This is a genomic window from Paenibacillus foliorum, from assembly GCF_013141765.1.
Classification (GTDB): domain Bacteria; phylum Bacillota; class Bacilli; order Paenibacillales; family NBRC-103111; genus Paenibacillus_S; species Paenibacillus_S foliorum.
This window is the reverse complement of record NZ_WHOD01000005.1, coordinates 1-22,485: the sequence shown is the minus strand read 5'-3', so window position 1 is coordinate 22,485 and position 22,485 is coordinate 1. Positions and strand designations below refer to the sequence as shown.

Sequence of the window (22,485 nt, the reverse complement as noted above, 5' to 3'; positions counted from 1 at the left end):
TTCTTAGTGTCTAATTCAGGAGGTACTTATGATAGAAGTAAGAAAACTAACGAAACATTACGGAAAACATGTAGCGGTAGATCATGTAAGTTTTACAATAGCCGATGGCGAAATTGTAGGCTTTCTTGGACCAAATGGAGCAGGTAAATCTACTACAATGAATATAATGACCGGATACATGGCTTCAACAGAAGGAGAGGTTATCATATCGGGACATAATATTTTGGATGAGCCGGAAAAAGCAAAATCTAAAATAGGATATTTGCCTGAACAACCACCGCTCTATTTTGACATGAAAGTAGATGAATATTTAAACTTTGTGGCTGAAATAAAAAAAGTCAAGTCTAGTCAAAAAAAGGCAATGATCGAAGAAATAAAAGAAACGGTACGGATTAAGGATGTATCTAATAGGTTAATAAAAAATTTATCTAAAGGATATAAGCAAAGAGTTGGTTTAGCACAAGCTATGATAGGTAATCCTGAAATCATTATTTTAGATGAGCCTACAGTAGGTTTAGACCCTAAACAAATTATTGAAATGCGCGACGTTATTAAAACATTAGGTAATAAACATACAGTCATATTAAGCTCACATATACTTTCAGAAGTTAGTGCAGTTTGTGACAGAGTTATAATTATCAATAAAGGCAAAATTGTTACTAGCGAGACTCCTGACAAATTGTCAAATAACTTGATACAAAGGTCTAAATTGTTGTCTCGTATTAAAGGGACAGAAGCAGAAATTAAAAATGCGATTGCTAGTTTTCCATTAATAAAGCATGTAAAAATACTGGGGAGCAAAGAATGCGATACGATAGATGTTCTTTTTGAGGGAGACGGTCACACGGATATAAGAGAATCTATTTTTAATGCTATGTCAAAAAGTAATTTACCGGTATTAACACAACAACCTCTTAATCTCTCCTTGGAAGAAATTTTCTTAGAAGCAACAGGAGAAAGGAACAATTATGACAAGCATAATTAAGAAAGAATTAAGAACCTATTTTACTACCATGTCAGGATATATTTTCTTGACATTTTTATTATTACTTTCAGCGGTATATTTTGTAATTGGAAATATAAGTGCACAATCAGCAGATTTTTCGGGAGTACTAACAAGTATTGCTGTTTATTATTTGTTTTTAATTCCAATATTGACCATGAGGTTATTTTCGGAAGAGGCTAAATTAAAAACAGACCAATTATTATACACATCGCCTGTTTCAATAACTGATATAACTGTAGGCAAATTTATAGCTGCTTCGATTGTATTATGTATAGGTACGGTAATTACATTCATCTTTCCTATAATATTATTACTATTTTCAGATATTAACCTGATGCTCATCGTTGTTAGTTATTTAGGATTTATATTGTTTGGTTTAAGCTTAATTAGTGTTGGAATGTTTGTATCGTCTTTAACAGAAAACCAAATCATAGCTGCGGTTATAACATTTGCAACGGTATTTTTGTTCTTTATAATGGACGGTTTAGCAAGAGCGCTGCCAGCTGATATAATGAGCTCCCTATTTTTTATTACAGCAATAATAGGTATATTTGGAATCATCGTGTACGACAGTACGAAAAATAAAGCAGTGGCAGTTTTTATTACCCTTTTATTCATAGTAGTAGAAGCGGTTTTATATTTCATAAAGCCAACCTTATTTGAGGGTACAATTGCTTATGCTCTACAATGGTTTTCTGTGTTTAACAGATTTACAAATTTTCAACGTGGCGTTTTAAATGTATCTGACATTATTTATAACCTTACATTTTTTATTGCGTTCATCTATTTAACCATAAATGGAATTGAAAAGAGAAGATGGAGGTAATAATGACTAAATTAATTCATGCCCTGAATAGTAAAAAATTTAGATATGGAGCATTTTCAACATTAACAGCAATAGTCGTTATAGCGGTGTTGATCGTTGTAAACTTAATTTTTTCCAGTTTAAATTTAAGTTATGATGTTAGTAAAAACAAATCATATTCCATATCAAAATATTCAATAGATATTATTAAAAAAGTACAAGATCCAATAAATATTTATGTTTTGGCAAAGTCTGGGAGTGAAAATCCTGATTTTAAAGATATTATCCTCGATTATACAAAATATAACAGTAATATTAAGGTTGAAGTAAAAGATCCCAATTTATATCCGCAGCTTGTGGACAAATTTAAATCGGACCCGTCGCAATCGGTTTCAAGTAACAGTGTTGTGGTGGAAAATGGAAAAACAAAAAAGTTCAAATTAATTGATGCCGGGCAAATGATTACAATAGGATTTGACCAGCAATCATATAAAGAATATGTGCAGTCAATCGATGTTGAGCCTCAAATTACTAATGCAATTGAAAATGTTACAGGTAATAAAACACATATAATTTATAGTATAACAGGTAATGGAGAGCTATCTTTGCCAGAAAAACTCATTAATGCTATTAAACTTGCCAATTATGAGATGAAAGATATAAATGTATTAACAGAAGAGGTTCCAAAAGAGACAAACTTAATATTTGTAACAACACCTGCTAAAGACTGGACACCAGAGATGGCGAATAAAGTGAAAACCTATTTGCAAAATGGTGGACAAGCGGTTTTTGCACTTAATTTTACTACTTCTGGTTTTCCTAATTTAATGTCAGTGTTGGGTGCTTATGGAGTGTCTGTAGATAATAAAGTGATAATAGAAACAAATACAAATAATTCTTTACCAAATCAAACTACGGTATTGCTACCTAACCTGGAAGTAAATGAAATTACAAAAAGTTTAGCAGACAAACAATACAAAGTATTGTTGCCGGTAGCAACTGGCATAAAACAAAATAATATTAAGAGAAATTCATTAAAAGTTAATCCGATATTAACCAGTTCAGCTAAGTCATATGCTAAAAATAGTTCAGCTCAAAGTGTTGAAAAAGTGAATGGCGATATGTCAGGGCCATTTAATTTGGCAGTAATGATTACGGATTATACGGATACGAAAACTTATTTCGAAACAAAATTAGTAGTTATTGGTACAGATACGTTAATATCACCTGAATCAAATTCGGTATCCGGAGGAACGAATTATAATTTTATAGTAAATTCAATAAATTGGACTCAAGGCAAGGAAAGCGGAAGCTACATCCCTCCTAAAGCTCCTAATGTTGCTACACAGTTACAATTAAGTGGCGGACAAGCGGTTATCATAACATTAGTAACCGTAATTGTAATTCCTTTGACAATATTAGTTATTGGTATTGTGGTTTGGGCTAGAAGGAGAAATAGCTAAATGAAAAAAAATTTTATATTTTTAATCGCGGTAGTAGTAGTTTTGATTATCCTGTTGATTATTCAATTTGCAATTCAAAATAACAATAATAAAGAAGGAACTCACGCAGCGGAAACAACCGTATCAACACCTACATTTTCGATTAGTGGTAGTGAAAGCGAAGTAAAAAAAATCAAAATTGTAAACACAGCTGGTATGTTTGAATTGGTACATGCAAAGGGGATTTCGGGTAGCGAGAGTATAGATTGGGTTTTGGAAACCAAGCCAGACTTTCCGGTTGACCAGAATTTGTTAAACAATATTGCTGTAAATGCTATATTAACCAAATTCAATATGCTTGACGAACATGCAACGAATTTAATGCAATTCGGGTTAGACCCTGCAAATGCTGAAGTGATTGTTACTCTTAATAATGGTAGAGATCATACAATAAAAATAGGTAATCCAACTCCGGATCAGGCAAATTATTATGTTGTTATTAACAATGAAAAAGCGATTTATTTAATGAATAGCGGTAATGCAAAAAGATTATTAGTAAGTTTAAACGAGTTGTTTGACAACAAAATTCCTGAAATTAATTTAAAAAACTTAAAATCGATTGAGATCCTTAAATCAGGAAAACTTTTTTTAGATCTTAAAGCAAAACAAAATAAAGAGTCTGCACCTGCATCTTTACCAGGAGCACATCTTTTACCAAGTAATCATTTAGTTATGAAGTATCCTGTACCTGACAGAGATGTTTATTTGGAGGATTTTGCTAAAAGTACATTTGGATTGCCTAAGGGCACTTCCAATTTAACTAATAATACGATAAAAGTATTATCCATAGTTGATGAGAAGCCGTTAGACATAGGACATTACGGACTTTCGGTGCCTGCATTAGAGCTTAAAATTCAAGATGATAAAACTGATTATCATCTAATGTTAGGTGATGCTAGCGGTGATATCATTTATGCTAAATTTGCTAACAAGAACTATATATTTTCGATAAACAAAGAAAGTATCCATTCAATACTTACATTTGAGCCCATTCGGTTTATAGATCGCTTTTTAGCTTTAATCAATATTGTTGATTGTGATCAAATTTCAATAGAAGCTTCATCTTCGAAATTCAATGTAAAAATTAATCATAAAGAATTACCCTTAGCAAGTGGACAATCAACTCAAGGAGAAGAACAAAGCGGAACATTTAACGGTAAAGTGATCGAGGTTGATCAATTAAGAAAGTTTTATGAAATGATAATAGGACTAAGTTTTGATGCGGTTATAGAACCTGTAGAAAAGCCCGGAAATCCATTAACTACGATAAAATATACAACTAAAAAAGGAGAAAAGACAGTAATTTTCTATACATATAATGATAACTTCTATTTAGTAAAAGTAGGTGATGGACCTGCTCAATATTTAATAAATAAGCAAGCAGTTGATGAAGTCATAATGGCCTGCAAAGATATTATGTCAGATAGATTTTGAGTATTTCCTGGTATATTGCGTCTTTGGAATAACGGGGGTAAAGAAAGTACCATTGAGGGCTATCATGTGTATGACAATTTGAGTCACCGGACGGATAAAGGCGTTCGAATAGTAGACCCTTACATCATACCAGCCTTGGATTGGATAAACGTTGCATACGTTATGCTTATTTCTATCACATAATTGGGGGATGACGCTCGTTGAAGGCACTGATTATTTCTGATATCCACGCCAATATTTATGCATTAGAAAACATATGGAAACAAGAAAAAGACAGTGATGTTATTTTAATGTGCGGGAGATTTGGTAGATTACGGACCTTTTCCCAAAGAAGTACTACAGTGGATTAGGGAGCATAAGGCTTTGTGCGTGAAAGGAAACCATGATGAGCGTGTAACTGCCTTATATCGCGATAAAGATCAATTGTGGAATGTTTCGCTTGAGGAACGAACTTGGGCGCATGACAATGCTCAAAAGCTTAGTGAGGTGGATATTGAATTTTTGGAAAACCTGCCTTATTCTATAGCATTCACTATGGATTCTATTGGATATAGCATGCAGCATATGTACAACAATTACGAGACCATTCCTAGTCTCCATCATTATTATAGCTTTTGGGAACAGCAGACCAAGGAACCGATTACGAGCATGAAGCATAAACGAATGATATTCGGCCACACACATCGGAGAGCTATTCATTATCTCAGCAACCATGAACTGTGGATGAATCCCGGAAGTATCTCGTATCGCAGACCTGACGATCCATGTAAAGAAGCACATTATATGACGATTACAGATGGACGTATCGATATGAAGAGCTTACAGTACGATCGCTCACCCCTGCTGCAGGCAACCTTGTCCACAACACTTAAGAAAAGAGGAGAACTAGATGTAGCTCTTGTCTTTTTCGGGGAAAACTAGAGGTAGAAATGTTCTGGAGAAATTATGCAGAAATTGGATTTCATGTTTCTTACGATGGCTAAAGTATTTTTTTTCGACCTAGATGGTTGTATCTATCATACGGATCAACCGGCTTCTGAGCAAAAGAATTATTGGAACAGCTCCGTCTCGATGGAAAGAGAGTGGGATTTAGCACGAACAACTCTCAAACTGGTAACCGTTAGTTAAATAAATGCTGCATGATTTTCAATTAGCGGAAGATGCGGTTCAAGAGGCATTTACAGAAGCATTTCTGCATTTGAGTAAGCTGCGAACGGCATAAGCATTCCCAGGTTGGTTCAAAACCATTGTTGTACGGCAATGTTACCGGATCAACCGCAAAAAGAAGCACCGTGCAGTTCCCTATACGGAAGACCGGCCATCGATAGAGGCTACGGCAAGTCCAGCGGACATTTCGGACATTATTGAGAAAAAAGAAATGCAGCGGATGGTTCACGACTCTATTGCGGGATTAACGTCCCAATATGCGAATTGCTGTGCAATTATTTTATTTTCAAGGGTATTCTCTCCAGGTAATCTCCAATCTTCTCGGTACTTTGATTCCGGTGTTGAAAAAGCGCCTTTTTGATGCTCGCCGTAAGCTGAAGGGATCGCTACCATTAGCTGATCTGATATCGGTTTTCAACCATTTGTACGAAGGAGGGAAAGGAATGCTGCACATTGTAAATGGGGATTCAGTGGCGGAGAAGCTGCAGCAAGGAATCGTGCACGGAGATGTTCTAGTGTGGAGGGAGGTATACCCTCATGGTCCTGTAAGTTTATATCCTGCTGATTGGAACAATCGCTCTGTCAGGGCACAATATCTGGAGCAAACGATGGGAATTCCTCAAGCGGAATTTATCCAAGGCAGCGAGGCTCAAGAGAAATCCTTGGCTGATTTTCATAAATATGAGGAGATTGTATTATGGTTTGAGCACGATTTATTCGATCAGACGATGTTATGCTATTTGCTGCATTGGTTCTCGGGACAGTCTTTGTTAAAAACGAAGCTGAGCTTATTGTGCATATCCGAATATCCGGGAATTGAGCTGTTTCGAGGGCTAGGGCAGCTATCATTGGAGCAAATGGAAACTTTGTCGGGAACATGGAAGACTATTGGGGCCAAAGAATTGGAGTTAGGCAAAGCATTCTGGCAGGCTTACACGTCTCCAGATCCAAGCTTACTGCAACAATTGCTAAGTAGAGATACCTCCGCGCTGCCATTCGCGAAAGATGCATTTCAAATGCATTTATCGCGGTTTCCTTCTACAATCAATGGACTTGGCATCGTAGAGCAGACAACGCTTGAGATGATTCAAGCTGAAATAAGCAGCCCATTAGAATTGTTTCAGGATGTGGGAAATAAGCTGAACGCTTTAGGCATGGGGGATCTGGAATACTGGAATATTCTAATGAAAATATCACAAGCTCCTTACCCCTTGCTGCAAATTCACGGATTAAAGGCTTTTCCTGCCTATAACGAATCCTCGATAGCACTTCGTGACTGTGAAGCTGTTTTGACAGAGCTGGGTAAGAAAGTTTTGAATGGGGAAGAGGACTGGATCGCGAAGAAAGGAATAGACCAGTGGTATGGTGGTGTGCATCTGCAAGGGAATATCCCGAGATGGCGTTGGGATATATACGGACAAGCGCTATATGAAGTAAGTGGTGAGGATTAAGTTTGCTGGAGCACAAAGTAAATCATTGAATAAGGTTTTTCACAGGATTTTAAACAGGATTTTGGACAGAATTTTGTATGAAACTTTGGGCTCAAAACCAAATGAACTGCACCCCAATTGTTAGACACAATCTAACAATTGGAGGTGCAGTTTTTTTATGGGCAGATTTAGTTCAGACGAGAAATACTTGGCAGTACAAGCTTATTTAACTGGGAGAGAGTCCTACAGGGACATAGCACAGCGAGTAGGAGCTAATCCCTCCAGATTGTGCTCAAATCGGAATGTCTTTCCGAATGGTATTCCTCGATTTGAAAAAGCTTGTGCATGACTTTCTCCTTTAGATACATCCAAACCAATAACAGGATTCATTAAACCACTCCTTACCTTATTTTCACCGGCAACCCCTAAACCTTCTTGTCGTCTACAGCATCGCATGTGATTCGGGATCTTTGTCCCAACCAGCCTAATCATGGTTTAACAAGTAGGGGGGATGAACTGAATAGCTCTCGGGATCCAAGTCCCACGGGCAGAATCGTTCGATCCTCGGCTACCGCTTTCTTACGACCACACGAAAAGAGGTCTACCAGAAAGAACTGATGACCTCATAATACGAACGGGCAGGATAGTTTAATCGTTTCGTGAGTACCTTCAAGCATATAAGTTCACGAAAGCAGGAAAGTAAAGTAACTATGTGGAATAAATATACAACTTTACCGTATTAGGAGGTCGTGAAATGGCGTTTCCGACACATATTGTATCGGCAGGCGGAATTGTAGAAGATGGAAATGGAAATATCCTATTAGTAAAAGCCCATGACGATGGTTGGGTGTATCCTGGTGGGATAACTGAAGTTGGAGAAAATCTGATTGATGGCGTGATTCGTGAAATCAAAGAGGAAAGTGGAATAGACGCCACTGTTAGCCATTTAATTAGTGTTGTTTCGAATACAACGATCCATAAGTGGTATGACGGTGTGACTGATGTTCCTACGAAGGTCATGTTTGATTTCGTGTGCAAAGCTGTGGGTGGAGAGTTAGCTACTTCTGATGAAACGAGCGAGTGTAGGTGGGTTCCAAAGGAAAATGTTCTGGATTTGATTACTTTACCCGCAATCCGCATGCGTTATGAAGCTTATTTGAACTTTAACGGCTCTGTGAATTATATGGAGTACGTCACTGCGACAACGTCAGAATGTAATGTCAAGCTTCAAAGGCGTGTTTAGTTGTACCAGGGCTCGTGTTTTAAAAATCTTTGCACTAACGGAACACGTTTGTTCAATAAGAAACCAGGACGGGGGCATCCGGCATGGATCGGCAGCCTTTGTTGTACGAACGGGCAGGATACTTTCATGATTTATCGAATACATAAAATACGAGTCAAGTTATATCAAACCATTAAAAGAGATTGTGAGGTTATTCATACATGGGAGCATGGGGAATTGGAAATTTCGAAAATGATACAGTACAAGATTGGATAATTGAACTTGTAGAAACTCAAGACATTAATTTACTTTCGGAATCTATTGAAATGGTTTTAGAAGACAATTACTTAGATGCAGATGTAGCATGTATTGCCTTAGGAGCAGTAGAAATACTGGCAGCGTTACAAAATAGACCAGGGAAAGAAATATATGAAGATGAACTTCAAGAGTGGATATTACAACATAAAGGACAAGGAACAAACTATTAGAGAAATCCCACAAAGCTTTAGAAAAGATAATTGCGGAATCGGAACTTAAAGAATTATGGGAGGAAACAGAGGAATACGGGAACTGGGTTACTATAATAAAGGAATTGCAAAGTAGGATAATTAATTAAGAAAATTACTTAATATGGTAAAAATCCCCGGTCTGTTTATTCTGCTAACGGGAAACTATAGCTTAATAAGAAGAGGCAGTCTACGACTTTATTTTCCAAGTCTGCAGACTGCCTTTAGTTATTGTGGGGTTCAGTCTAATACTTAATTTTTAAAAGCTGACGATACTCCATCTCTAAAAACAAATTAAATCAACGAGTGCAGTCTACAACTTTATTTTCCTTGTGAAGGAAAAATTTTAAAAGTTCAGGCTTAAATGACATTGAATTTATTGATAAAGGCGACAATTACTTTGCTGTAAGAGTAGATGAATCAGATGTTGAATGGCACTCACATATTTCAAATTGGTTATACAATAAAGCGGATTTATTCGATTTACGTCTATTACAAACAACCAATTTGAATTATTTGATGTTACTTATCTGTAATGTGAGATGTTCGGCACTTTAGTGACAGTACCAACCGAAAAGAGAAAAGAAAATATACTGGGGCACTTAATTTGTAATGTTTGTTTACATATATGTTCTTGTCAAAAGTAACCCCATATTCACCGAAGGATGTCGTCAAAGCGCGGCAGGCTATGTATTAAAACCTATTGTTCTTTATTGAGAATATGATATGATAAATATAAATAAAAAGTTCACTATAAATGTGTGGTGTCATAAATATTGAGAAAATTTTTCGAATTAGTGAGAAAAAAACTCCATAATTAATGATAAATGCATATTTATGCATCGATATACATTAATTTGTGCCCAAGACTGACTGCCGATGATATTGAAGCGTATTTTTGCCTGTCAAGGGGCCAACAGGATAGGCGTCATCGACGAAATTTTGTTTCAGATTTTAATAAATCAACCAACATACAACGAATTGAACAATTTTACAAAGATGCCGTCCTATGGTGCTTACTATAGGAGGGCATTTATTTTTTTGGGATATTACTGAATGTTATTTTTAGCTGTATAAAATCATGTTATTTTGGAAATGTCTATTGGAATAGAATTCATAAATGATGAGAAGGAGCACATCATGTCTTGAAAAAGCTACTACATAGCCCAAGGATGTACGCTGACGAAAGTTTAAGTGGATTTCTTATTAGAGCAGTCCAAGATGTATATCCTCTTAACTACCTATATTCTGATCTTGAACTAAATAAGAAATTAAAGACTTTGAGGCCTGTAAATTACAATTTGGACGCTAGAGAATTATCGCAAAACGACTTGAACTGCATTGCGACACTACTCCGGATTAATAAAAATGATATGAAAAAAATGATGCTATTAAATCTTGATTCATCGGACGGATATTATCAATTTTTCGATGCAAAAGCATATATATCATCAATTTCCACTTTAAAAGCAAAAGTATGTCCTCAGTGTTTAAGGAAGGAAGAGTATTATCGTAAAATTTGGCACCATATTAATGTTTCGGCATGCCCCTATCATGGTTGTTTATTAATCGATAAATGCTTTAATTGTGGTAAATCAATTACATGGAAAAGTGCAAACATTCTAAAGTGTAATTGTGGCTTCGCTCATAAGTTAGCAGAATCAAATATTGCTTCTAGTGAGTGTGTAATGCTCTCCACCTTGGTGTACCAGAAAGTGGGACTTCTTACGAAAAGACCAATAGAGTTAAATAACTTCTTTATTGATGCAGAACTAAGCGAATTCGATGATACATTTTTCTTATTAGCTTCATTTATCGGAGAATTACGATTTAGATCACAATTCACGAGATTGAAAGCCTCAATTAATGAAATTGCGAGTATCCAAACACACGTTATGAATATTTTTTTAAATTGGCCGATGGGTTTTCACCAGTTCTTAAATGAAATAAGAACGAAATCTAACGAAGATAATGTTGAAAGGATTCTTAGTAGTTTTGGGAATTTTTATATTCAGTTGAAAAGAGATCGAAAAAACAGTTTTTTATTTTTGGCAAAGGAGTTCACAAACTACCTCCTCATTAATAAAAGCTCTTTTTGTGCTAGCCCAAATTTCTCCAGAATCGTTAATCAATTTGAGACATTGATTTTAACTGGTCAAGATGCTTTGAAGTATTTAGGCGTCACAAGAAGGACATTGATTAATTTAATCAAAGCTTGCGAAGTTGATGGGATGATTGTTGAATATGATGGAGAAACATGGATTCACGTTACAAAAAATAGTGCTGATCAATATCTCGAGAAAAAAAGAACGAAGTATTTAACAAAACAAGAAGCTCAGGATTACCTTAATGTCGGATATAAGTGCATCACTGATTTATTGAGTAAGGAAGTAATCACGTTCTCAAATGATGTACATAAAAACCTGATAAAGAAGGAGATGTTAGATCAACTATTAATTAATTTAGAAAATTCAATAGTGGTTAAAGAAGATGTAAATTTGGTGACATTCGACAAAGCAATTCCATCAATTTTTGGGGTTACTGATGGTGACGTAGTGAAATTTATTTTGAGTAGAGAAATTATCCCAAGGGGTAAAAGTACAAGGAGAGGAATAAAGTCGCTTCTATTTGATCGGAATGAGGTAAGCGAGTTTATTAATAATCAAGTTAAGAAATCCATAGGGGAGTTACATTCAACAGCAGATGTAGCTAGGATTCTTAAAGTTAAAACGACCACTATTGATTTCTGGGTATTGCTAGGTATCTTGAAATGTGCTGAGAGGGATAAAATTTATGGTAAATTATTTTTCCCAGATGAGGTGCTTCAATTTAATGAAAGTTACATAACAGTCACACAATTAAAGGATCTCAGTATAAGGTTAAAAGAAAAAATCTCTGCTTCTTTTTTGATAAAGAAAGGAATAGTTCCAGTTACAGGTGGAAAGAAAAACGAAGAAAGAACCTATGTGTTTAAAAGAGTTGAGGTTTTGGAATTAATAAATAATTTAAGTATCATCTGAATTAATGAAAAGGGCCCGGGGTAAAGGAATTGTCATTAAGTTAAGCTCAAAGACAAGAACGGAAATAAAAATGGAATCCGAAACGGCATGAGATAAAGCACTGTGCCGTTTGTTTTTTATGTGCAATCCTTTTTCGAAAACCTGTTCTCTTTCTTGATTTTTACCCAGCTCCTTAACTAATGACTTTAAAGTAATGGACCCTTTTACTGTTTTTCGTTTTTATTACCTGTGAAAGAGCTAGTTCGAATGTTGGGGCTTAGCTAATTATTGAATAAATACTTTGACCTATCTTTGACAATAAAATTGAAGGGAAGTCATAGTAATATCTTTTATGAGTTGGAAATTAGATCATATAGTCTTGAACTATAAAGAGATCCAGCTGAAGACTGAGAAATATGTTTGTTTATCTTCAAAAATGTTAATACTTTTATCATAAATTATGAAACTAACAGAGGAGATAAGCGTATGCCGTACAAACCAGCTCGTAAAATTAAGCCGAAAAGAAAAGGCTTCCGAGGGAAAGAACCATTTCTTAAAACTGGCGATATGATTCATTGGGAAAGTTTTCTTGAAAGGAACTTTATTAGATTAGCTGACTTTGATCAGCAAGTTGATAAGATTTTTTATCAACCAGTCTGTATCCATTATACATTGAATGGTAAGAAGCATAAGTATTTTCCGGATTTCAAAATAATCCTAAATGATGGCCGTGTTTTCATTATTGAGGTAAAAGCTCTTCGGTTTAAGAACTATCCGTCAAATGTTATTAAGTATGAAGTTGGTAGAAAGTTTTGCGAAGCTCAGAGGTGGCATTACGAGGTATTCACAGAGGAGGAAATAAACCCAAGGCATTTGCAAACCAACCTTTCATTACTTCGTCATCTAGGTACTCAAGAAGTAACGGATAATATTATGGACCATGTTTTGGAGCAATTGCAGTTAAAAACAGAAATGTATCTTTTTGAATTGAGGGAGTCTTGTGCAGAAATTGATGAAGAGAGCTTCTATAAGGCTGTTTATCAATTGATTTACCTACAAGAGATTTCAACAGATATAGTTAATGTAAAGATATCTGACGATTCAATTTTACGTATTTCAGTTGAGGAGGAGAGAAGTTCATGCTCATAGATTTCAAGTATGGTACGCAATTTCGAATTGGAACGAACATATATGAAGTGCTCCGGCACAGAGATGATGATGTTGAATTGCTTAATATAACACATGACACGAAGGAATTACTGTCTCTTAATGAGATCTTGAGTGCTTACAATGAGAAAAGGCTAATTATTCTGCACGAAGGTCAAGACTCTGGCGTAATTGAATACAGTACAAAAGATTATACTGATGTTCAAATCGATATTATGGAGAAACGGTATAAGGCGATTGAGCCTATTATTGAACGAAAAATAAGACCATCACAGATAAAGGCTTATACTGAAAACTATCCAGAGGAATTAAAACCAAATGGCTCGATCTCTCCCGCGTCAATTTATAGATGGTTAGATCTATGGTATAAGCGTGAGAACAAATTTGATTTAATTCCTCAAACGAGAGGGCCAAAAGACCATCGAGTCTCTACAGAAGTAATGACTGAAGTGTCTCGCATTATTTTTAAATATGGAAGGAAAGCGGAATACGTTACTATTAAAGACGAATATGATGTGCTGGATGCTGGAATAAAAAATATTAATTTGACCAGAGAAGCTCATGAGCAGCTGGAGATTATTTCAGAATCGACATATCGAAGGATACGGAAGGAAACAGTAGATACATATGAGCGCGATAAAGAACACATGGGGGCAAATCAAGCGGATTTGAAACACAATGGTGTGCATTCAAATACAAGAGCAACACGTCCACTTGAATGTATGGAATGTGACTGGACGCCAATTGACTGTTTAATCGTAGACTTTGAACTTGACGAGTTATTTCGTCCGGTCCTCATGTACGGAATGGATCAGGCAGTGGGAGAACCGATGGGATTAAATATAATCTTTAAGAAGGAGCCTGATGCTGGTGATTGGAAACAATTAATTTTACATTGCATCTTACCAAAGACTGGATTTAAAGAGTTGTACCCACGGGTTGAGAAGAATTGGACGGCTTATGGTGTCCCACAATCCATACTTTTGGATAATGCGAAGGTTAACGACGCGAAAGAAGTAGAAGAGGTGTGTTCGGCTCTTCGTATCGGCCTTAGATATTGCGAAGTAGCATCCGGTCATCAAAAAGGTTCCGTTGAACAAGCACTAGGAAATCTAAATCACAAAGCATTTCAAGGATTAGTCGGTTCACTTTTTTCAAATCCTACTGAAAGAGGACAATATGACTCAGCAGCGAAAGCGGTGGTCGATATTAAAGGACTGTATCATATCGCACACATAGCAATTGTTGACATGGTCGCCAACAATTTTAATAGAGGGCAGAACATCCAAGGGGTTCCAGAGCATTTATGGGCTAAAGGCTTAAAAGAAATGAAGATCCATCCTCAATTACCTGCAAATCGTCAGTATTTAGAATTACTCTTCTCTTCAAACTGTGATACACGCACCGTCGGTCCTCGTGGAATTTTACTTATGGGTCATTACTTTTTTAGCGATGAATTAAATGAACTAAGAAAGCGATTGGAACGTGAAGGTAGAAGTCGTGAAGTATTGATTCGCTATGGCTCTGATTTAAGGGTTATTTATGTAAAAGACGAATTCAATAAACGTTATATTGAAGCCTTTATTAAAAGTGGAGGCCTGGAACGGAAAAAGATGGACAAGAATCACCTGATCCATGCAGAGTTGTTGGCATATCTGACTAACAAAGATGGTAGTGCATATAATGACTATGATTCTTCGCTACAAGGCAGGGCCAGATTAAACATTGAAGAGATTCAACAAGAATGCAAATTAGAATATCAAGGGATTCGTAGAAGAAAAAGAAGGGAAGCAGCAGCCAATGAGACTGTAGCAAGTGCAATTAAAGGTGTACCTATCAAACAACTTCCTGGACTTGCAGAAGCTATGAATATATCGATTCTAAATCCTGAGGAAAATAGCGGAGGAATAAAACCTTCTAAATCAGTCAATAATCAGGATGAAACTATTATTGAAAAACCCGAACCTGGTGCCTTGCAAGTTGGTAACGTTGATTTAGATAAAATTGCAGACAGTTGGGGGAGTGGGCAAAAGGAGATAAGTTAATTGGATTTTGAACGATTAGATGGAAAAGCACCTGATTCAAAGGAATTGAAAAGACGTGTTGAGCATGTCAAAAAGATCATTGTCTATCACCCAAAGTATGAAAATCTGCTTGAGGAGATGGAAACGATCATGGATTTGTCGGATGACTCCGTTAGTCCAGAATGTTTATACATTTTTGGGCCAACAGGTGCGGGGAAGAGTACGGTAACCAGGGAATTCACGACAAGATATCCTCGTGAAATTAAAGAAACGGATGATCGAGAATATACGCATATTCCAGTATTAAGGGTAGTCGTTCCTCCAAAAGCAACACCGAGAATGCTTGCATCGAAAGTGCTAGAAGATATGGGGGATCCCTTCAGCCATAAAGGATCCGAATCTGAGTTGACCAGTCGTATCCATCACTTTGTTAAGGAACTTGGGATTAAAGTAATTATTTTTGACGAGTTCCAGCATCTAATTGATGCAGACACCGAATATGTGTTAGCGACAGCATCAAACTGGGTTAAAACATTTACTGAAGAAATTGGCATTGCTGTTATTCTCTGTGGAATGCCGGAATCAGTAAAAGTTTTTATTAGCAATCCCCAATTGGATCGAAGATTCTGTAACAAAGTTGCGTTAGAAGCTTTCGCATATGGTACCGTTGAGGAGATTCTTACTTTTAGGGTATTTCTTCAAAAAGTTGATAAATTGCTTCCTTTTGCTGAATTGGCGAATCTAGCTGATCCGCGAATGGCAGATAAACTGTACTTTATTTCAATGGGGATACCTTTTTATGTAATGAAGTTACTTGAATATGCAACCTATATCGCTGCTAAAGCGGGCGCTGATAAAATTGCTGAATCACATTTGGCGAAGGCACTTCTGAAAGTAAAACAAGTGGCTAGACCATTTGTTGCAAATCCCTTTGCTGACCCTAATTTTGATTTAGAAGCAGCGCTTGGAACAGAGAATGATGCGATGAACAAGTACAAAGAGAAACTGATGATTAAAAGGAAAAAGGGAAGAAACTCACAGAAAGCTCAAGGACCTTCGCTAAATGTATAAACGGTTAAAAAATTAAACGGCGGCCAGCCAGGCCGCCGTTTAATTTTTATCAAAAACTTCCATCAATATGTTCTTCGCTTTTCTCACTTCTTTAGGACTAATCGAAAGGAGAAGATCAATGATTTGTTCTAAATCAGAAGATCTCCCTTTTGTTTGGTTGTTTATCCTAGTATAAGAGAAGAGTTCAATTACCCCAACATTTAATGCATGTGCAATCTTTGCAAGATTAAGCACAGAAATATTTGTTTCCGCTCGTTCGACTCCCCCGATATAGGTGTAGTTTAAGTTCGCCAACTCACCTAATTGCTCCTGTGACAATCCTTTTTCTTTTCGTAAGTCCCGTATCCGTTTACCAATTAATTTCAAAATTGATTCAGACATTAGCTACACCTCTAATTGAAGTGTAGTCAACCAGAATATAGATAAACACGGGAGAAAAATGGTATTTACAACTGAATACTATATATATGAATGACGAATCTATCATTTGGCAATAATAGGACTAATAGAATAATAGGAGGTGTAACTAGTATGGAAAAATTAATTGATTTATTTCCAACTGAGCAAGCTGAGATAACAGAGAAAGGAATATTATTTAAAGGAACCACTTATACCTGCAGTATTGCAATACGTGAACAGTGGTATGGGAAACTCTCAGGAGATATACCTATTTTCGTTGATAATTACGACGAAGGGTACATTTTGGTCTTGTTGAAAGATGGAAGATTAACAATAGCTTTACGTGTTTACAATCATGTGGATGCCAATGAACAAAGTATCGAAAGTTATCAAGCGCGAATTCGTTCACTTAAAGACCAACTAAAGAGTCGTAAGAAAAGACGCTGGAAACGATGAAAAATGAATTTCATAAACAATTGCTAATTCGACCTTTTATCGTAAGTGATGAGAGTATATCAGGCTTTCTTTACCGAGCATCTAAAATGAATAGATACCGATTTTCGTACCTCTATAATTATCTGCACTTATCAATCTATGAAGCACAGAATAATGAATTTAATCAAGAAGCATTACAGATGTTTGCAGCGTTAGTAGATAGAGAAAATGGTTTTATTAATGAGAGGAATGGATACAACTTAAAAAGTTTTTTAGGAGCAGAACTATATACCAAAATTATTATGAAAAATAAAGTCAAATACTGTCCTATATGTATCCAAGAAAAATACTATCATCGAACAGCTTGGTGTTTTACTCCATTTCATCTATGTATCGTGCATAATGTAATGTTGGTTGATCAATGCCCACAGTGCAGGCAAATGATTAGTTTGTCAGCTTTTATGAATCGCGAGTGTGAAAAGTGTTTCTTTAATTTCGAAATCATACAGCCCAACGTATTTGATAATTTAATTTTTTTAGAATCACAAACACATATACAAAATGCCTTTTGGGAAAAAGATAGAATTGTTATTGCGAATTGTAATTTTAAAAAGTTTTTTCGATTGGCGTACTGTAGTTTTCACTTACTTATTGGTGGGATTGATTATACCGCGATGTCTGCAGAAAATTTATCGTTTTTTCATAATCAGTTCGAGGGTGTGAAAAGTGGGCTAAAATTAGCAATTGGACTAGCCAATGTGTATTGGATGTATTTAGATTTTCCAAATAGCTTCTACATGGTTCTGAATGACTTTTTAAAGAGAAATGTAGGAAGTCAACGATATGAACGACTTAGTGCTTTCGGAATTATACTTGAGGAACTCGAATTTTATATGATTGCTGAGGCATATAACGCTTACTTTATAAATCAAATTGATGATGGGAATGTCCGGAAAGATTTTTCTGTATTCAAAAGATATCCTAACTTACTAGAGCATAGAGGTAGAGTTCGAAGGGAAGAAGTAAGACAGACTACAGGTATTGCTTATGAAAAATTGCATGAATTGAACGATTATAACGAGTTACACATCGAAACGAAATATACAAACGGCCAGCAAAGATATTTAGTTGAAAAATCAAAGTTAGATAGCTACTTGAGCACCAAACAGAATCTGATATCAAAAAAGGAGGTGGGATTAATTTTTGGAATCATACCAAATTCTGTTCAAAAAATAGTTGATGCTGGCTACCTAACTCCAATGCGTTTGGCAAATTCTCCAAAAGTACTTTATCTAATTCAAGAAGTAAATAAGTTAATTGAGGATTGTCTTGGTGTGGTCGTGGAAGAAATAAGTCCCTCAATGGTTAAATTCCATCATGTTTTATCTAAATATGCTAAGCATTCATTTACAATTCTAGAGATTATTTCTTTTACATTATCAGGACAACTTATGCCATATCGACTTAATGAAAGTAGAACTTTGGTTGAAAACTACTATGACGAGGAACAGCTTAAGGATTGTATGGAACTTATTAAAAAAAGAAAGCAAGAAGAAAATGGAATTTGCTTTAATGATGTAATGAAAACCTTGAAAGTTGGAGAGAAGAAGTTATGGAAAGTGTTGAAAGAGGAAGGGATCAAGGCTGATTTTACTTTGATTTGGAAGGATGGTAGGAAAAGGTACTATTTTAAAGAAGAGACCATTTCTAGAATCCAAGAATGCTTAATTTATAGGGGAAGGATTAGCTAAATGGGACTAGAAAAAATTAAGAAATTTATTAATGATGGTCGATATTTGGAACTTAGAATGGAAAAGGAGAAGTTACATATATTAAAAAACACTATTCGTGAAGAACAAGATCAATTAGATATAAAACGAATGGTTTGGGCTGAATTAGGCGTTGTTGGAGAGTTTCAAATCTATAAGCGATTTGATTATAACTCAATTGAATTGAAACACATACTTCATAGTATAGGAATACTGCCGCTTGTTTCTTACATTAAAGGTAACAATCTAACAGATGAGGAGTTAGATAAGATAGACCATATTTTCCCTAGAAAGAAAAGATATTTGAGGTTTTATCCAAATCAAAAATTAATGCAGTGTCAGAATGTTCCGGTGTTCAATACTGAAATTAACGACTTAAACTTAATTGAGAAAGTTGACTTATGGAGACAAAGTTATCGTAATTTCGAGCAACTAAATAATAGTTGGAATAGAGAAAGAAAAATAGCTCTTGCTTCACCAGAGTTAAGTATAAATACTAAATTTCCTTTCGAGTGCGGTACATTTTCAATTTTGGAATCTCCTCCGATATATAGAACTGATATTTTGATTGGATTCCTTGATACTGAGACAATCTTGAAAAAGGCTGTTGTAGATATTGTCAAACTTGAAGATTTCGCGGCAAGAGGCTTTATAAATTTTAGTGATTTAAAATTGTTTAGGAAAGTTGTTGATGTTCAAAGGAGATACTGGCTGATAACTTTGCAAAAAGAGAAGGATAAGAAGGTTTATTGGGAAAATAGACTTAAAAAGTTATCCATGCTTAGCCAGATTTAAGAGAGCTCAGTGATTGCAACAAATCGTAGGTTAGATTACTTGTGACTGCCTGTATACAATTGCAATAACACCGAAGGCATTTTAAAGAGCCGGCTGTGGCAGGTTGCTATTCAATAGCAGTAGCAGCGCACTGAAAGCTACGAAGATTACGAGAAGATTTGAATCACAGGTGAAAAGTGATTAAGAACAAATAGGTTTGGCTTGATAATATCGTGTTAGAGAAAATAAAGACCTTTATTTTCTCCATAAGCTAGAAATTAATAATTGAAGCTTTCCATGTTTTTAAAGTTCGGAAATTTCCGTATTTGACCCACTTATTTGTAGTTTCTAAAGACACCTCTCTTTCGCTCTGTTAAGCGTTCTTCTTTGTAGTTAGATATTTCTATTTGAAACGCTCGTTGAAGATCTTTTTTTTCGAACTGATATTGAAATAGTCCGATCTTAAAAGGATCTATTCCACAAGGTGTTAACACACCGGCAATTACTTTTTCAGCTATTTTGGCAAAGGAAGGATGATAATAGCTGGTCAATGGTCCAGTTGCCGTATCAAATCCAACACATATAGTCGAATTCTTCTCTATTAGGTTACTTTGAAAACGCAGTTCAAGTCAGTAACTGGTAATTAGTCTTCAGTCCGTCAGCATCACGCCATGTTGCCGAAAGACGGTTTTCCCGCAAGCTCGTAGTTGATTTCCTGATCAATCTTATCTTTCCGGAAGATAAGTCAGAACAACGACACCTGAACCGAATGTCTTTGTTTCCGCCAGTTTCAGCACTTTCTTATCGATCCCTTCTCCAAAGAGACGTTTTCCGTTTCCAAGCACAACTGGGAAAACCATGAGCCGATATTCGTCGATGAGGTCAAGCTGCATCAGCGTTTGAACGAGCGCGCAGCTGCCAAATACCAAGATATCCTTACCAGGCTGCTGCTTCAGCTTGGATATTTCCTCTGTGATATTGCCCTTGATCAGCGAGGAATTGTTCCATTCCACTTTTTCCAGGGTTGTTGAAATCACGTGCTTGGGGTAACCGTTCATCATCCGGCCATATTCCCCTTCTTGCTCGATCAAATTAGGCCAAGCCGCTGCAAAATTAACATACGTTTCGCGTCCAAGCAGAAGAGCGTCGCTTGCTTTCAGTTCATCGAACTTGAATTGCTTTGTTTCCTCACTACGGAATTGGATCGTCCACTGCGGATTCTCCATGACGCCATCCAGCGATACAAACTCAGATACAACTACTTTTCTCATTTTCATTCTCCTTTAGTTTTTTCAATACTATCCGTCTGTCTGATTGTACGTTAGCGCGTGTAATGCTGACATGTACCAGGTATTGTCGACGGACGCAATAAACAAGCCCAGCATCAGTCCCGCGAAGATAAGTCCCAAATTATTTTTCTTTATTTCCACGACTTGGTTAATCCTTCCGCAGTTGCATTGTTCGTTGTTCACGAAATATATTAGCATGAGACATGTGAACAGATTTCTCATGGATTGCTATTCCCGAAAAAGTTTGGATACGATACTTAAACATTTTTTTCTTTTTGAATATCAAGTTAGCATCGCTACTAAACCTTTGCGGTCAGATCGCCGTAGGTGATGGTATCGGTAGAGATACAAGCAGTTAGCAAACGGTTAAACATCTGACCTCCAAACTGCCGACGATTGGTTCGAAAGCAGAATTCATTCAAATAGGATTGCAGATGCTTGGAATCTAATCCGTGAAATGTGCCGCCAATAAATGCTTTGGCGTTGGAAATCATCGTATGCAGCCACTTCAAGTGATCAGGATTATCCTTTACATTGAACTTGATTGGTTGGTGGTCAAATTCTTCAGCGAGTGCGTTATAAGACCGATATGCGTCGCTACTGATCGTTGAACCTGGCTCGATGTGCAGTTTCGCAAACTCAACAAGCGTCTTACCTTTCACGTCTGGAATCACTTGCATCTTGACGTATTGCGGTGCTCCTTGTTTATTGAGCGAAACTCCAACAAGCACTGGCGTTTGATCCGTGCCACGCCCACGTTTGCCGCCTTCTGTTGGCGCTCCGAAGAATGCGTCATCCAACTCAACCAAACCAGCCAGTTGGTAGTGGGCATCTCGATCACTCATTGCTTTGCGTATCTTGTGAAGCATCAACCATGCGGTTGGGTAGGAGATTTCCAACTCACGCGCAAGAAAGACGGCGGAAACACCGCGTTTATCGTGCGCTACAAGGAAAATCGCCCAAAACCAGGTCAGCAGCGGAGTATGCGATTTATGCATAATCGTGCCGGCAGTTGCAGACGCCTGATGCTCGCAGCGCATGCATTGATACAGCTTTCGGCTTTCTAAAAAATAGAATGTACTGTGCCCGCATTTAGGGCAAGAGTAGCCGTTCGCCCATCGCATTTGGAACAGATGCTCGCGGCATGCATCATCAGAGTGAAACTTCTCTTGAAATCTCTTCAGTGTCATCACTTCTTGTTGAGCCATGTCAACCTCCCGAACATTCGTTTGTATTAAGTATATCAAACAAACGTTCGTGTTGGAAGAATTTGCTGAGGCAACTTGATATACAAACAAATTATTAATGAGCAGGTGCCTTGGCAGCCTGCTCATTTCATTAAACTAAAGGGCAGATTAACGCAACGACCAGAAGTTGCCTGCGTCTAATAGTTGGTTGGAGAAATATGGAAGGAGTTGAACGAGAAAGATGACAGCATTATTTTCACATAAGCCCGAAGGATACGAATGTCCATTTTGTCGTGTTT

The 22,485-nt window shown here is 36.6% G+C and carries 22 protein-coding genes; 17 read left to right on the top strand and 5 right to left on the bottom strand.

What is annotated here, in order from left to right; all coding sequences use genetic code 11:
- Positions 1 to 28: 28 nt before the first annotated feature.
- The 14 genes from GC093_RS01430 (at position 29) to GC093_RS01365 (ending at position 16,333) form a co-directional block, all read left to right on the top strand.
- Positions 29 to 985, top strand: coding sequence for an ABC transporter ATP-binding protein (locus GC093_RS01430; protein ID WP_171650072.1), 957 nt, complete (start codon positions 29 to 31; stop codon positions 983 to 985).
- Positions 969 to 1,832: an ABC transporter permease gene (locus GC093_RS01425; protein WP_171650071.1), complete on the top strand. Its 864-nt coding sequence runs from the start codon at positions 969 to 971 to the stop codon at positions 1,830 to 1,832. Before GC093_RS01430 ends, GC093_RS01425 begins: the two co-directional genes overlap by 17 nt.
- A 2-nt stretch (positions 1,833 to 1,834) precedes the next feature.
- Positions 1,835 to 3,274 carry a GldG family protein gene (locus GC093_RS01420; RefSeq protein WP_171650070.1) on the top strand — a complete coding sequence of 480 codons (1,440 nt, stop codon included), beginning with the start codon at positions 1,835 to 1,837 and terminating at the stop codon, positions 3,272 to 3,274.
- Positions 3,275 to 4,747 carry a DUF4340 domain-containing protein gene (locus GC093_RS01415; protein WP_171650069.1) on the top strand — a complete coding sequence of 491 codons (1,473 nt, stop codon included), beginning with the start codon at positions 3,275 to 3,277 and terminating at the stop codon, positions 4,745 to 4,747.
- Between the two features lie 303 nt (positions 4,748 to 5,050).
- A complete protein-coding gene (locus GC093_RS01410; RefSeq protein ID WP_246313281.1) occupies positions 5,051 to 5,668 on the top strand; it encodes a metallophosphoesterase family protein in 618 nt (205 codons plus the stop codon).
- A gap of 24 nt (positions 5,669 to 5,692) precedes the next feature.
- Positions 5,693 to 5,875, top strand: coding sequence for a hypothetical protein (locus GC093_RS01405; protein WP_171650068.1), 183 nt, complete (start codon positions 5,693 to 5,695; stop codon positions 5,873 to 5,875).
- Positions 5,876 to 6,357: 482 nt separating this feature from the next.
- A complete protein-coding gene (locus GC093_RS01400; protein WP_246313280.1) occupies positions 6,358 to 7,365 on the top strand; it encodes a DUF1835 domain-containing protein in 1,008 nt (335 codons plus the stop codon).
- 733 nt (positions 7,366 to 8,098) lie between these two features.
- Positions 8,099 to 8,587, top strand: a complete 489-nt coding sequence (locus tag GC093_RS01395; protein ID WP_171650067.1) for an NUDIX hydrolase — start codon at positions 8,099 to 8,101, stop codon at positions 8,585 to 8,587.
- 200 nt (positions 8,588 to 8,787) lie between these two features.
- A complete protein-coding gene (locus GC093_RS01390) occupies positions 8,788 to 9,054 on the top strand; it encodes a DUF4259 domain-containing protein (RefSeq protein WP_171650066.1) in 267 nt (88 codons plus the stop codon).
- A 26-nt stretch (positions 9,055 to 9,080) separates the two neighbouring features.
- Positions 9,081 to 9,182, top strand: a complete 102-nt coding sequence (locus GC093_RS36760; protein ID WP_376768612.1) for a hypothetical protein — start codon at positions 9,081 to 9,083, stop codon at positions 9,180 to 9,182.
- Between the two features lie 1,035 nt (positions 9,183 to 10,217).
- Positions 10,218 to 12,092, top strand: coding sequence for a TniQ family protein (locus GC093_RS01380; RefSeq protein ID WP_171650065.1), 1,875 nt, complete (start codon positions 10,218 to 10,220; stop codon positions 12,090 to 12,092).
- A 465-nt stretch (positions 12,093 to 12,557) separates the two neighbouring features.
- Positions 12,558 to 13,220 carry a TnsA endonuclease N-terminal domain-containing protein gene (locus tag GC093_RS01375; protein WP_171650064.1) on the top strand — a complete coding sequence of 221 codons (663 nt, stop codon included), beginning with the start codon at positions 12,558 to 12,560 and terminating at the stop codon, positions 13,218 to 13,220.
- On the top strand, positions 13,211 to 15,283 hold the full coding sequence (locus tag GC093_RS01370; RefSeq protein WP_171650063.1) for a TnsB C-terminal domain-containing protein: 2,073 nt from the start codon (positions 13,211 to 13,213) through the stop codon (positions 15,281 to 15,283). Before GC093_RS01375 ends, GC093_RS01370 begins: the two co-directional genes overlap by 10 nt.
- A complete protein-coding gene (locus tag GC093_RS01365; protein ID WP_171650062.1) occupies positions 15,284 to 16,333 on the top strand; it encodes a TniB family NTP-binding protein in 1,050 nt (349 codons plus the stop codon).
- A gap of 39 nt (positions 16,334 to 16,372) precedes the next feature.
- Here GC093_RS01365 and GC093_RS01360 read toward each other — a convergent pair whose 3' ends face one another.
- Entirely contained in the window at positions 16,373 to 16,714 is a 342-nt protein-coding gene (locus tag GC093_RS01360; RefSeq protein ID WP_171650061.1) for a helix-turn-helix domain-containing protein, read from the bottom strand.
- A gap of 150 nt (positions 16,715 to 16,864) precedes the next feature.
- On the opposite strand from GC093_RS01360, the gene GC093_RS01355 reads away from it, so the two are divergent.
- The 3 genes from GC093_RS01355 to GC093_RS01345 are packed head-to-tail and all read left to right on the top strand — an operon-like array spanning position 16,865 to position 19,731.
- On the top strand, positions 16,865 to 17,188 hold the full coding sequence (locus tag GC093_RS01355) for a hypothetical protein (protein ID WP_171650060.1): 324 nt from the start codon (positions 16,865 to 16,867) through the stop codon (positions 17,186 to 17,188).
- Positions 17,185 to 18,918, top strand: coding sequence for a TniQ family protein (locus GC093_RS01350; protein ID WP_171650059.1), 1,734 nt, complete (start codon positions 17,185 to 17,187; stop codon positions 18,916 to 18,918). Before GC093_RS01355 ends, GC093_RS01350 begins: the two co-directional genes overlap by 4 nt.
- A complete protein-coding gene (locus tag GC093_RS01345; RefSeq protein ID WP_171650058.1) occupies positions 18,919 to 19,731 on the top strand; it encodes a hypothetical protein in 813 nt (270 codons plus the stop codon). It abuts the gene before it with no gap.
- A 314-nt stretch (positions 19,732 to 20,045) separates the two neighbouring features.
- Here the strand turns inward: GC093_RS01345 and GC093_RS35415 are convergent, their stop codons facing one another.
- The 4 genes from GC093_RS35415 to GC093_RS01335 all read right to left on the bottom strand — a co-directional run bounded on the left by GC093_RS35415 (position 20,046) and on the right by GC093_RS01335 (position 22,207).
- Positions 20,046 to 20,261 carry a hypothetical protein gene (locus GC093_RS35415; protein WP_216624448.1) on the bottom strand — a complete coding sequence of 72 codons (216 nt, stop codon included), beginning with the start codon at positions 20,259 to 20,261 and terminating at the stop codon, positions 20,046 to 20,048.
- 174 nt (positions 20,262 to 20,435) lie between these two features.
- On the bottom strand, positions 20,436 to 20,981 hold the full coding sequence (locus GC093_RS01340) for a dihydrofolate reductase family protein (protein ID WP_171650057.1): 546 nt from the start codon (positions 20,979 to 20,981) through the stop codon (positions 20,436 to 20,438).
- Between the two features lie 27 nt (positions 20,982 to 21,008).
- Positions 21,009 to 21,140, bottom strand: a complete 132-nt coding sequence (locus tag GC093_RS36255) for a hypothetical protein (protein ID WP_281365106.1) — start codon at positions 21,138 to 21,140, stop codon at positions 21,009 to 21,011.
- Positions 21,141 to 21,298: 158 nt separating this feature from the next.
- A complete protein-coding gene (locus tag GC093_RS01335; RefSeq protein WP_171650144.1) occupies positions 21,299 to 22,207 on the bottom strand; it encodes an IS1595 family transposase in 909 nt (302 codons plus the stop codon).
- Positions 22,208 to 22,485: the final 278 nt, after the last annotated feature.